Source organism: Halovulum marinum (genome assembly GCF_009697225.1).
Classification (GTDB): domain Bacteria; phylum Pseudomonadota; class Alphaproteobacteria; order Rhodobacterales; family Rhodobacteraceae; genus Halovulum; species Halovulum marinum.
Genome location: NZ_WIND01000001.1, coordinates 270,680 through 282,983 on the forward strand (window position 1 = coordinate 270,680; position 12,304 = coordinate 282,983).

The 12,304-nt window shown below is 65.9% G+C and carries 13 protein-coding genes; 8 read left to right on the plus strand and 5 right to left on the minus strand.

The features are described 5' to 3' along the window. The first annotated feature begins 307 nt into the window (after positions 1–307). From GE300_RS01460 to carB, 4 genes are all read left to right on the plus strand, one after another. Positions 308–1,948: a TadE/TadG family type IV pilus assembly protein gene (locus tag GE300_RS01460; RefSeq protein WP_154444185.1), complete on the plus strand. Its 1,641-nt coding sequence runs from the start codon at positions 308–310 to the stop codon at positions 1,946–1,948. Further along, a complete protein-coding gene (locus tag GE300_RS01465) occupies positions 1,948–2,484 on the plus strand; it encodes a TadE/TadG family type IV pilus assembly protein (RefSeq protein WP_233416695.1) in 537 nt (178 codons plus the stop codon). Before GE300_RS01460 ends, GE300_RS01465 begins: the two co-directional genes overlap by 1 nt. Positions 2,485–2,494: 10 nt before the next feature. Further along, positions 2,495–3,148, plus strand: coding sequence for a TadE/TadG family type IV pilus assembly protein (locus GE300_RS01470; RefSeq protein ID WP_154444189.1), 654 nt, complete (start codon positions 2,495–2,497; stop codon positions 3,146–3,148). 114 nt (positions 3,149–3,262) lie between these two features. Beyond that, the gene (gene carB / locus GE300_RS01475) at positions 3,263–6,613 is read left to right on the plus strand and encodes a carbamoyl-phosphate synthase large subunit (RefSeq protein WP_154444191.1); all 3,351 of its coding nucleotides are present in this window, start codon (positions 3,263–3,265) and stop codon (positions 6,611–6,613) included. 34 nt (positions 6,614–6,647) lie between these two features. Here the strand turns inward: carB and GE300_RS01480 are convergent, their stop codons facing one another. Next, the gene (locus tag GE300_RS01480; RefSeq protein WP_154444193.1) at positions 6,648–7,136 is read right to left on the minus strand and encodes a hypothetical protein; all 489 of its coding nucleotides are present in this window, start codon (positions 7,134–7,136) and stop codon (positions 6,648–6,650) included. 2 nt (positions 7,137–7,138) lie between these two features. After that, the gene (locus GE300_RS01485; RefSeq protein WP_154444195.1) at positions 7,139–7,543 is read right to left on the minus strand and encodes a helix-turn-helix transcriptional regulator; all 405 of its coding nucleotides are present in this window, start codon (positions 7,541–7,543) and stop codon (positions 7,139–7,141) included. Between the two features lie 904 nt (positions 7,544–8,447). Between GE300_RS01485 and GE300_RS01490 the strand changes: the two genes are divergently transcribed. From GE300_RS01490 to GE300_RS01500, 3 genes are all read left to right on the plus strand, one after another. Further along, the gene (locus GE300_RS01490) at positions 8,448–8,627 is read left to right on the plus strand and encodes a hypothetical protein (RefSeq protein WP_154444197.1); all 180 of its coding nucleotides are present in this window, start codon (positions 8,448–8,450) and stop codon (positions 8,625–8,627) included. Between the two features lie 169 nt (positions 8,628–8,796). Continuing rightward, positions 8,797–9,039 carry a hypothetical protein gene (locus tag GE300_RS01495; protein WP_154444199.1) on the plus strand — a complete coding sequence of 81 codons (243 nt, stop codon included), beginning with the start codon at positions 8,797–8,799 and terminating at the stop codon, positions 9,037–9,039. 344 nt (positions 9,040–9,383) lie between these two features. Further along, the gene (locus tag GE300_RS01500; RefSeq protein ID WP_154444201.1) at positions 9,384–9,980 is read left to right on the plus strand and encodes a thymidine kinase; all 597 of its coding nucleotides are present in this window, start codon (positions 9,384–9,386) and stop codon (positions 9,978–9,980) included. Here GE300_RS01500 and GE300_RS01505 read toward each other — a convergent pair. The 3 genes from GE300_RS01505 to GE300_RS01515 form a co-directional block, all read right to left on the minus strand. Beyond that, a complete protein-coding gene (locus GE300_RS01505) occupies positions 9,959–10,921 on the minus strand; it encodes a 2-hydroxyacid dehydrogenase (protein ID WP_233416696.1) in 963 nt (320 codons plus the stop codon). The genes GE300_RS01500 and GE300_RS01505 overlap by 22 nt on opposite strands. Further along, a complete protein-coding gene (locus GE300_RS01510) occupies positions 10,921–11,259 on the minus strand; it encodes a tRNA-binding protein (RefSeq protein ID WP_154444203.1) in 339 nt (112 codons plus the stop codon). Before GE300_RS01510 ends, GE300_RS01505 begins: the two co-directional genes overlap by 1 nt. 93 nt (positions 11,260–11,352) lie before the next feature. Continuing rightward, complete coding sequence (locus GE300_RS01515) at positions 11,353–11,817, minus strand: phasin family protein (protein ID WP_154444205.1); 465 nt, start codon at positions 11,815–11,817, stop codon at positions 11,353–11,355. Between the two features lie 274 nt (positions 11,818–12,091). Between GE300_RS01515 and GE300_RS01520 the strand changes: the two genes are divergently transcribed. Beyond that, on the plus strand, positions 12,092–12,304 hold the full coding sequence (locus GE300_RS01520; protein WP_154444207.1) for a hypothetical protein: 213 nt from the start codon (positions 12,092–12,094) through the stop codon (positions 12,302–12,304).

A 12,304-nucleotide genomic window follows, 5' to 3' on the forward strand; every position in this document is an offset into this window, starting at 1 on the left:
GCTCGACAGCGCCCCGCACCTACATATTGTAGGATTTAACCATAACTCATCATAGATTTTCTGTCATTCAAATATCGCACTATGTGTTGACGCTCTTCGGCATGTATTCATCACGTTCTATTCCCGCAGCCGGCGCCACTTTTCGGTCACATTTCCCGCGACAACCTTTGCTGGTCTGATCCGGGTGGGGTCAGGGTGAGCCGGCGGGCGTGGGCGACGATTGGGGGGCATCGTCATCCGGAATACGGCGCCCGCCGGCAGCCAGGCGGTCGCACCGGACCGGCGCGACGCGCGGGAGTGGGTGGACATGGGCATTATCTTGCACCGGCGGCTGGAAGAGTTTCGCAACGACGAGGACGGGTCGATCATCGCCTTCGTGGTGATCCTGTTCCTGCTGATGGTCGTGGCCTCGGGCATGGCCGTCGACTTCATGCGCCACGAGACGGCGCGCGCCGACCTGCAGAACGCGCTAGACCGCGGCGTGCTGGCGGCCGCGGCGCTGTCGCAGGACTACGTCGAGGAGAAGATCGCCGCGGACCCGTCGCTGAGCGACGACGAACAGACCCGCAACGAACAGTACGCGCTGCTGGTCAAGTCCTACATGGCCTCGCGCAGCTTCCCGGCCGAGCCGCAGCTGAACGTGACCGTGCAGCCGGCGCTGAACGGCAAGACGATCATCGCCGATGCCGAGTACGACCTGAACACCTTCTTCCTGCGCATCGCCGGCATGAGCCGCATGAAGGTGCCCGCCCGCGCCTCGGCCACGCAGATCGCCCACGACGTCGAGATCTCGCTGGTACTGGACATCTCGGGGTCGATGTACAGCAACGCGACCACCTATGTGGACGACCAGGGCGACAGCGATCCGGACAACGACGTCACCTACAACGAAACCCGCGCCAACATCCTGAAGAAGGAGGCGAAGCGCTTCGTCAACCACATGATCGACGCCGACCCGTCCGAGACGAAGAACAAGACCACGATCTCGGTCGTTCCATACTCGCACCAGGTCGCGCTGCCGGCAGTGATGGCGGCCGAATACGCCACCTTCGATCCGGCGCAGAACCCGGATCTGCACGACCGCAGCTACTGCATCGATTTCGAGGATGCGCAGTTCACCGACACGCTGGTCGACCCGATCGCGGTCTACAAGCAGACCCGCCACTTCTGGTACCGGGGCAACAGCACGAACAAGATCTACGGCTGCTCGAGGGCCGGCAACGCCGTCCTGCCGTTTTCGAACGACAAGACCGCGATCGGGCAGATGATCGACGGGCTGTCGCAGGAATACTGGACCGCTATCTACCAGGGCATGAAGTGGGGCGTCTCGATGCTGGACCCGGGCACCCGCCCGGTGATCCGGGCGCTGGCCGACGGCGGCACGGTCGACGGCCAGTTCCGCGACCTGCCCCGCGACTGGGACGCGGCGAACGCGCTGAAGGTGGTGGTGCTGATCTCGGACGGCGCCAATACCCGCCAGCCCCGCGTGGCAGAAAGCAAGTACTTCACGCTGCCGCCGGAGGAAACCGATCCCGTCTCCTGGTGGGACACCAACAAGGAGGACGCGCTGGGTGCGGCCAACTGCGACGACAGCAATGCCAGCAACTCGCGCCCGATCTGGTGGGCGAACAATTCGGACTACAGCGGCGGCTCGCCGCGCTGCCCGAACTATGTCGGCGAATTCACCAGCTACGCCCCGCCGCTGACCAAGGACAACAGCGGCCAGGCGATCAGCGTCGGCGACGCGCGGCTCTACGAGATCTGCAAGGTCGCGAAACAGTACGGCATCCTGGTCTACACCATCGGCTTCAACGCCGGCAGTCGCGCCGAGCGCGCGCTGCGCGAATGCGCCGACGCCGGCCGCGCCCATGTCGCCGACGGCACCGATCTGCGGGACGTGTTCAAGACCATCGCCGCGGACATCGAGAACCTGAAGCTGATCAACTGATGGCCACCATGAAACAGCTGCTGCGCCGCTTCTTCCGTGACCGCCGGGGCGCGTCCACGGTCGAGTTCGTGATCATCTTCCCGGCCGTGATCGTGCTGGTGTTCTCGGTCATCGAGTCCGGGTTCCTGATGACCCGCTACATGATGCTGGACCGCGGCGTCGATATCGCGGTGCGCGACCTGCGGCTGGGGCGGATCGACGATCCGGTGAACCACGACAAGATCCGCCAGCGCATCTGCACCTACGCCCGCATCCTGAAGGACTGCGACACGACGCTGATCGTCGAACTGGTGCCCGCCGCCTCGGCCCCGGCCGACTTCCCGCACAACGCGGCGAACTGCCTCGACCGCAGCGGCACGGTGGCGCCGGTGCTGTCCGCCGACGACGGCGGCCGCGGCGACATCATGTACCTGCGCGCCTGCGCGCTGACCGAGCCGATCGTGCCGGGGCTGGGGCTGGGGCTGATGCTGCCCAAGGATGCCACCGGCGCGCACCGGATGATCACCTACACCGCGTTCATGAACGAACCGGTCTGAGGGGCAGGCGATGAACGCATTCCGTACCCTCGACCGGGCCGCGCGCGACGAGGACGGCACCGTCTCGATCGAGTTCGTGCTGACCTTCCCGCTGCTGGCGCTGTGGTTCATCGGCAGCTTCGTGTGGTTCGACGCCTTCCGCTCGAACAGCCTGACCGCGAAGACCGCCTACACGCTCAGCGACATCGCCTCGCGCTGGGCGGCGGACGACGACTCGCCCTATGTCACCCTGGCCGAGCTGGACGACCTGTTCGCGGCCCACAAGGTGCTGCTGCCGCCGCGCATCGACGACGGCTGGCTGCGCGTGTCCAGCATCTGCTTCAACGGCACCGGCAACCGGGTGCTGTGGTCGTACCTGGGCGACGACACCTATGCCGCGGCGATGGCCGATCCGGACGACGACATGGACCCGCGCATCGGCTATCTGACCGACGAGACGATTCCCGCCAGCATCATCCCGCCGATGTCGGTCAACGACACCGTGATCCTGACCGAGGTCTTCGCCACCTGGACGCCGCTGGCCGACTGGGTCGGGCTGGAGGAATCGGACTGGCGCAACCGGCTGGTCACCCGGCCCCGGTTCCGCACCGTGGTGCCGCTGGATCCCGCCGACACCATCCCCGGCTATCCCGACGCGCACGCCCTGGTCTGCCCCGGCAGCTGACCGGCGCCGGCGCCGCGCCCTCGCGCCCGACGGGCCGCCCTGCCCCCTTGCTTCCACCGCGCCCTGCCCGTAAGTCACGGCCAGTTTTGCGCGACGCTTGCAACGGGACGGGACATGCCGAAAAGAACCGATATCAGCTCCATCATGATCATCGGCGCGGGCCCCATCATCATCGGCCAGGCGTGCGAGTTCGACTATTCCGGCGCCCAGGCCTGCAAGGCGCTCCGCGAAGAGGGCTACCGGGTGATCCTGGTGAACTCGAACCCGGCGACGATCATGACCGACCCGTCGCTGGCCGACGCCACCTACATCGAGCCGATCACCCCCGAATTCGTCGCCAAGATCATCGAGAAGGAGCGCCCCGACGCGCTGCTGCCGACGATGGGCGGGCAGACCGGGCTGAACACCGCGCTGAAGCTGGACGATCTGGGCGTGCTGGAGAAATTCGGCGTCGAGCTGATCGGCGCCAAGCGCGCCGCGATCGAGATGGCCGAGGACCGCAAGCTGTTCCGCGAGGCGATGGACCGGCTCGGCATCGAGAACCCGCGCGCCACGATCATCTCGGCCCCCAAGACCGCCGACGGCCGTCACGACATCAACGAGGGCGTGCGCCTCGCCGTCGCCGCGCTGGACGAGGTCGGCCTGCCGGCGATCATCCGCCCCGCCTACACGCTGGGCGGCACCGGCGGCGGCGTCGCCTACAACCGCGCCGACTATGAACGCATCTGCCGCTCGGGCCTCGACGCCTCGCCGGTCGCGCAGATCCTGGTCGACGAGTCGCTGCTCGGCTGGAAGGAATTCGAGATGGAGGTGGTGCGCGACACCGCCGACAACGCGATCATCGTCTGCTCGATCGAGAACGTCGATCCGATGGGCGTGCACACCGGCGATTCGATCACCGTCGCCCCGGCGCTGACGCTGACCGACAAGGAATACCAGCTGATGCGCACGCACTCGATCAACGTGCTGCGCGAGATCGGCGTGGAAACCGGCGGCTCGAACGTGCAATGGGCGGTGAACCCGGTCGACGGCCGCATGGTGGTGATCGAGATGAACCCGCGGGTGTCGCGCTCCTCGGCGCTGGCGTCGAAGGCCACCGGCTTTCCGATCGCCAAGGTCGCGGCGAAACTGGCCGTCGGCTACACCCTGGACGAGCTGGACAACGACATCACCGGCGTCACCCCGGCGTCGTTCGAGCCGTCGATCGACTATGTCGTCACCAAGATCCCGCGCTTCGCCTTCGAGAAGTTCCCCGGCGCCGAGCCGAACCTGACCACGGCGATGAAATCCGTCGGCGAGGCGATGGCCATCGGCCGTTCGATCCACGAATCGTTCCAGAAGGCGCTGGCGTCGATGGAGACCGGCCTGACCGGTTTCGACGAGATCGAGATCGACGGCATCCCCCCCGCCGACGCGCTGAAACCGGACACCGACGCCGACGGCATGGCGATCGCCGTGGGCGCCGACGCGACCGCGCAGCAGGCGCTGGACAAGGCGGTGACCCGCGCGCTGGCGCTGGCCACGCCCGACCGGATCCGGGTCATCGCCCAGGCCATGCGCCACGGCTTCTCGGACGCCGAGATCAACGAGATCACCCACTACGACCCCTGGTTCCTGGCCCGCATCCGCGAGATCGTCGCCGCCGAAGCGCGGATCCGCCGCGACGGCCTGCCGCGCTCGGAATCCGGCCTGCGCAAGCTCAAGATGATGGGCTTCACCGACGCCCGGCTGGCGATCCTGACCGGCCGCGACGAGGCCCAGGTGCGCCGTGCCCGCGCCAACCTGGGCGTGCGGGCGGTGTTCAAGCGCATCGACACCTGCGCCGCCGAGTTCGAGGCGCAGACGCCCTACATGTACTCGACCTACGAGGCCGACGCGCAGGGCTTCGTCGAATGCGAATCGCGCCCCACCGACGCGAAGAAGGTCGTCATCCTCGGCGGCGGGCCGAACCGCATCGGCCAGGGCATCGAGTTCGACTACTGCTGCTGCCACGCCTGCTATGCGCTGACCGCAGCGGGCTTTGAGACGATCATGGTCAACTGCAACCCCGAAACCGTGTCGACCGACTACGACACCTCGGACCGGCTGTACTTCGAGCCGCTGACGCTTGAGCACACGCTCGAGATCCTCGCCAAGGAAATGTCCAACGGCACGCTCGCCGGGGTCATCGTCCAGTACGGCGGCCAGACGCCGCTGAAACTGGCGCGCGGGCTCGAGGCCGAGGGCATCCCGATCCTCGGCACCACCCCCGACGCCATCGACCTGGCCGAGGACCGCGAGCGGTTCCAGCAGCTGCTGAACAGGCTCGGTCTGGCCCAGCCGCGCAACGCGCTGGCCCGCACCGACGAACAGGCCCGCACCCGCGCCGCCGAGATCGGCTATCCGCTGGTGATCCGCCCCTCCTACGTTCTGGGCGGCCGCGCGATGGAAATCGTCCGCGACCAGGAGCACCTGGAACGCTACATCCGCGACGCGGTGGTGGTGTCCGGCGACAGCCCGGTGCTGCTCGACAGCTATCTCTCCGGCGCGGTCGAGGTCGACGTCGACGCGATCAGCGACGGTACCGACGTGCACGTCGCCGGCGTGATGGAGCATATCGAGGAAGCCGGCGTACACTCCGGCGACAGCGCCTGCTCGCTGCCGCCCTACTCGCTGGACACGGCCACCGTGGCCGAGCTGAAACGCCAGGCCGAGGCGCTGGCCCGCGGGCTGAACGTCGTCGGGCTGATGAACGTGCAGTTCGCGGTCAAGGACGGCCAGATCTACGTGATCGAGGTCAACCCGCGCGCCTCGCGCACCGTGCCCTTCGTCGCCAAGGCCACCGGCAGCCCGATCGCCGCTATCGCCGCGCGGGTCATGGCGGGCGAGAAGCTGAACACCTTCCCGCTGATCGATCCCGACCTGATCGGCAAGTTCGCCGTCAAGGAGGCGGTGCTGCCCTTCGCCCGCTTCCCCGGCGTCGACACGCTGCTGGGCCCGGAGATGCGCTCGACCGGCGAGGTCATGGGCCTCGACACCACCTTCTCGGCGGCGTTCCTGAAATCCCAGCTCGGCGCGGGCAGCGACCTGCCGTCGAAAGGGACGGTGTTCATCTCGATCAAGGACGCCGACAAGGGCCCGCTGATGGAAGAGGCCGCGAAAACGGTCGCCGACCTCGGCTTCCACATCCTGGCGACCCGCGGCACCGCGAAATGGCTGACCTCGCTGGGCCTGAGCGCCGAGGTGATCAACAAGGTCTACGAGGGCCGCCCTGACATCGTCGACCGGCTGAAGGACGGCGGCGTGCAACTGATCTTCAACACCACCGAGGGCGCCCAGGCGATCGAGGACAGCCGCGAGATCCGCGCCGTCGCGCTCTACGACAAGATCCCGTACTACACGACGGCAGCCGGCTCGCGCGCCGCGGCCCGGGCGATGAAGGACCGGGTCGAGGGCGGTCTAGGGGTGATGGCGTTGCAGGGGTGATAACCGATGCACCCCGAACCAATGCGGCGGTAGCCTAGTCGACTCGATCCGTTAGCGATGGCAACGGATTGAGTGAAATGTTTGAGTTGCCCACCTGCATTGAAAACAGCGTTCTAAAATACGGATAGGACGTAAATCTAGCTATCTTATCGAAGTACAGGCGAACGTACCGCTCATCCTTCTCCCGCAAACCACCGTAAACGAGAAGATAAGACGCCTTGAGCTTCAAAGCCTTTTGCCGGCCATGGCGAACTTCTGCCTTCCAATTGTACTCACCGACTACAACGCCGGTCTCGGGCCGGAAATTCATCTCACCCGGCTCGCCGGAGAACGCATGTTTTAGCTCGGACTCATCGCTCATAGCCTGCCAAAACAACACCGGTTTCGCTTGATAATCAGACTGCGTTAAGCAGATGTCCCGTAGCCTAGCGGACCGCGAGACATCTGCATAAACCTTTTGACTGAAGTTTTTGCTAGAAAAGCCAAGTATTGCTTGCTTTTCGTCAGATACAACGTCGCCCATCCTTAGGCAACCAAAGCGTCAGGGAAGCGATTAACATTAGCTGTCTCATCGACCCAAGCACTATCTCCATCGCAATAGGGCAAATTTCGCATGGGAACTACATTCGCCGCACCCCTTTCGCTAATCTTCGCAACGCGCTTCTTAGGAAGAATCTCAAATTCTTCATCGAGCGCGCGCGAAATACGTGCAATAGTACGAACGGTCAAGTTGGCACCCTGCGAAGAAAGTATCTGAGAAACTCGCGCAGCGCTAATGCCAAGCTTTCTTGCCAAGTCTTTTTGGCTAACACCTCTTTCGTTCATACAAGCTTGGAGAGCAAGCTGGATTGACAAAGCCAATTCCTCAATCCAGTCCTCTTCGCGTTCTTCCTCATTTTGAGGTTCGAACAGATCTTTCAAAGTCGACATTTAACTCTCCCAAGGCCTTAGCGACCCGCTTAAGCTGATCCTGATCAGCTTTACCACGCTGCTTTCGCGCGCCTTCAATGCACAAGAAGGCCCTAACCCCGTCGCAACTGAGGAACCCGCCATATACACGCAATTGCTTCGCTTTTACGGCGTATACTGTGACTCGATTCCCCGCCGCATCTCCTGCTGGAAACTTCCCCTCCGAGCGGAATTGCTCAGTATTGTTCACGCTAGATAGTCCTCCCTGAGATAGCCTCCTCAGGATCTGTCCCACCTTTCTAACGTGCTTTCTCTCCTGCGCGTTCCGCACGGCCTGATCTTCAAGAAACGCCTTGACCGAATCTGACACGAGCACATCGCATGTTTCTCCTCCATCAAGCGCCTCAAACCCGTCTAACACGCGTCGAATCTTTCATCAGAATTAAGATACACCTTAAGTTTTGCCAAGGCCTTAACGTTCAATGTGAACCCTTGATCCTAAATTTGGCTCTACACGCAAAAAGAGCTTCCGATGCAGACGGCCCGTGCGCCCTAGGACACTGCTTGCAATCCCTAGGAGAATCAAGCCGCATGTCCTGCCCGCTTGTGACGAAACCGATTGGGTTTCTAACGCCCTGAATATTAACGGATAAACACACTAGCGGAAAAAACTCGCCCGGTCTCAGCCTTACCCGAATGCTATCAAGTCTTCACCTTTGCCACCGCTTGATTAGCAAGCGTAGGCAGGGCTTCAGCCCACCACCCCACCGCCGTCCGGCAGCCAACGAACGCCCTGACTTCACCACAACCTGTAGCCAGATTTACCGTCGGCGCGCGCAACCACGAAGTGCGTCATGAACCGCGTTAACCTCAGGGCCCACCCATTTTGCCCCCCCCCGACACTTTGATCCTCCTGAAGAACCCGATGCACTTCAACATCCTCGCCGCGATGGTGTTGGCCCGGCTCGCCGATGCGCTGCGCCCGCCCCCGGCCCCGCGTGCGCGGCGGCGCGGCAGGCGGGCGGACCCGCCGCTGACCGCGCCGGACCGCGCCACCCGCCCCGCGGGCGAGCCGCCGCTGACCGCCGGACCACAGCCGGGCTGAGGCTGAGGCTGAGGCTGAGGCTGAGCGGCGGCGCCGACCCCGATCCGCGTCAACCCGCGCACGCCGCGCGTACACGCCAGCGTGATCGCCCGGCGCGGGCGGCTTGGGCTATCATCGCGCGGCGCCCGGGCGCGTGCCCGCGGCGTTTTGTCAATGGGGGAGAACATTCATGAGACTGACGATCACCGCCGCCGTGCTGGCGCTGCTGGCCAGCCCGGCCCTCGCCGCCGAATGTCCCGGGCACATGGGCGACATCGACGCGGCGCTCGAAGCGGGCACCGAACTGTCGGCCGAGGATCTGGCCCGCGTCGAGGAACTGCGGATGCAGGGCGAGGAGCAGCATGCCTCCGGCGACCACGGCGCCTCTGTGGCGAGCCTGGCCGAGGCGAAGATGCTGCTGGGCATCGAGTGACAGCGGCCGCCGCGGGGGGCCTTGGCGCCCCCCCCGCGGCGCGTTCTGAAAGTTTTCATACTTTTTTCAGCTTATCTTTCAGTATGTTAAGCGGGTTTTCACGGTGAAATGCCGCGAAATCCCGCCCCTTGCGCGGTGCCGCCCCGCGCCGTCGGCGGCAGCGCCACAGCGCCGGGCGGAACCGCGCGCAGGGGCTTTCGCCTGTCCGGCGGTCGGGCTAGACCGGCGGGACACGCTACAGGAGCAGCCCCCATGATCCGTCGCCTTCTCGCCGTCTCGGCCCTTCTCGCCCTCGCCGCCTGCGACGTGCCGCTGGTGCCGCTGATCTGAGCCCGGCCCCGCGCATGGCGAAACTCTACTTCAACTACTCCACCATGAACGCGGGCAAGAGCACGGTGCTGCTGCAGGCCTCGTACAACTACAACGAACGCGGCATGCAGACCTACCTGCTGACCGCGGCCCTCGATCACCGCTCCGGCCCCGGGCGCATCGCCAGCCGGATCGGCATCTCGGCGCCGGCCGACCGCTTCGCCCCGGACACCGACCTGTTCGCGAAGATCGCGGCGCGGCTGGACGCGGGGACCGTCGCCTGCGTGCTGCTGGACGAGGCGCAGTGGCTGACCGAGGACCAGGTCTGGCAGCTGGCGCGCGCCGTCGACGATCTCGACATGCCGGTGATGTGCTACGGGCTGCGGGTGGATTTCCGCGGCAGGCTGTTCCCCGGCTCGGCCGCGCTGCTGGCGCTTGCCGACGAGATGCGCGAGGTGCGCACCATCTGCCACTGCGGCCGCAAGGCGACCATGGTGGTGCGCATGGCCGCGGACGGCACGGCGCTGCGCGAGGGGCCGCAGATCCAGGTCGGCGGGAACGAGACCTACGTCTCGCTCTGCCGCCGGCACTGGCGCGCGGCGACCGGCGATCAGACCACCCGCGAAGGGTAATCCTGCGCGCCGAAATGCGCGGCGATGTTGTCCACCGCCAGCATCCCCATCGCGGTCCGCGTTTCCACCGTGGCCGAGCCGATGTGCGGCAGCAGCGCCACGTTGGGCAGGTCCAGCAGCGCATGCGGCACCTGCGGCTCGGCCGCGAACACGTCCAGCCCGGCGCCGGCGATCCGCCGCGTGCGCAGCGCCTCGATCAGCGCCGGCTCGTCCACCACGTCGCCGCGGGCGGTGTTGATCAGGTAGGCCGTTGGCTTCATCAGCCCGATCCGCTGTGCCGAGATCAGCCGCGCGTTCCCCGCCCCGCCCGGCAGGTGCAGCGAGATCACGTCGGCCTCGGCCATCACCGCGTCGATGCTGCCGCGCGCCGCGGCCTCGACCCCCGCGTCGGCGACGGGGGAGCGGTTGTAGTAGATCACCTTCATCCCGAACCCCAGCGCCGCGCGGCGGGCCACCGCCTTGCCGATCCGGCCCATGCCGATGATGCCCAGCACCTTGCCCTGGAGCGCGCTGCCCAGCAGCAGCGTCGGGCTGAAACCTTGCCAGCGCCCCTGCCGCAGCAGCGCCTCGGATTCCGGCACCCGCCGGGTCACGTTCAGTATCAGTGTCAGCGCCACGTCGGCGGTGGCGTCGGTCAGCACGCCGGGGGTGTTGGTCACCACCACGCCCTCGGCCCGCGCCGTGTCGAGGTCGATGTTGTTCACGCCGACGGCGAAATTGGCGACGATGCCGGCCCTGCGCCTGCCGCCCGCCGCCAGCACCGTCGCGTCGAAGCGGTCGGTCACGGTGCCCAGCACGGCGTCGGAGTCGCGCATCGCCGCGATCAGCCGGTCGGCGGCGAAGGGGGTGTCGTCCGCGCTCAGCCGGGCGTCGAACTCGGCGCTCAGCCGCGCCTCGACCGCCTGCGGCAGGCGGCGGGTGACGGTGACGACGGGCGCCATCAGTGCATCCTCTGGCCGGGGGCGACGTCCTGGTCGGGCGCGATCAGCACGATCTCGCCGTCGGCGTCGGCGACGCCCAGCACCAGCACCTCCGAGCGCACCGGCCCGATCTGCCGCGGCGGGAAGTTGACCACCGCCATCACCATCCGCCCCGGCAGCGTCTCGGGGCCATAGTGCGCGGTGATCTGGGCCGAGCTTTTCTTCACCCCGATCTCGGGACCGAAATCGATCCACAGCTTGAGCGCCGGCTTGCGCGCCTCGGGGAACGGCTCGGCACGGGTGATGCGGCCGGCGCGGATGTCGACCGCCATGAAATCTTCGTAGGAAATCTCGGGCATCCGGCCCCTCCCTGCAGCTTCGGGACCGGGCCTAACGCAAACGGCGCGCCATGGCAAAGCCACGACGCGCCGTTCATTCCTGCTCGGCAGGTGTTACTTCCTGGTCTTCAGCTGGTCCGCCAGCGAGCGCAGCTCGTCGACCGATTCCTTCACCCGGGCCGAGACGATCTCGTAGGCCTCGGTGTTGGCCTTCTGGGCGGTGTCGGCCAGATCCTTCATGTTGGCGATCGCCTTCTCGAAGGCGGCCTTGGCGACCTCGCCCTGGGCGGCGGCGGTCTTGCTGTCCACCTTCAACTCCATGTCCTGGATCTGCTTCTGCGCTTCCGAGATGGTCTCCTCGAAGATCGCCATCTGCTTCTTGAACAGGTCCTGGTAGCCGGCGGCGGCGGCCTTGTTGGCCTCGACCAGCGCGTCCATGTTCTTCTTCTGCGCGGCGAACAGCGCCTCGGTGTCGAAGTTCGGCAGCTTGGCGTCGGTGAACGCGCGGGTGAAGTCGTTCTGCTTGAAGAATTCCATCATCTTGTCCGGGTCGAACCCGAAAGTCGATTTGTCAGCCATGTGATCCTCCGGGAATTGGCGTTACGCCATCTGATATTGTGCAGTGCACAATAAATTTCAAGGGGCGCTTTTGTGCGATGCAGCATTTTTCCGCGGCGCCCGCAGATCGGATCGGTCTGCCCCTGACAGCCTGACGCACATTCGCCGCGATTGCGAGGAGCAATTCGCGCCCGCGCCGCCCGGCCGCGCGGCAGGCCCGGGCGGCACGGCGGAACCGCGCTTCGCGCCCGGGCGTTTTCCCCTCGACGACATTCCGGTAAAAGGGAGATGCCCGATGACGGAGCGCAAGCGATGCAACACGCGGGACCGCGACACCGACAAGGTGCTGGGCGAGCCCGGCGGCGTGTCGCAGCAGGGCCGTGCGGGGGGCCGGCTGCCCCGCAACGTCGGCTCGAAGGACGAGCTGAAGCGCGCGACCGAAAGACCGGCCGGCGCGACGCGGGTCACCAAGAGCCTGGCGGACGAAGGCGACGAGGGGGACGACTGA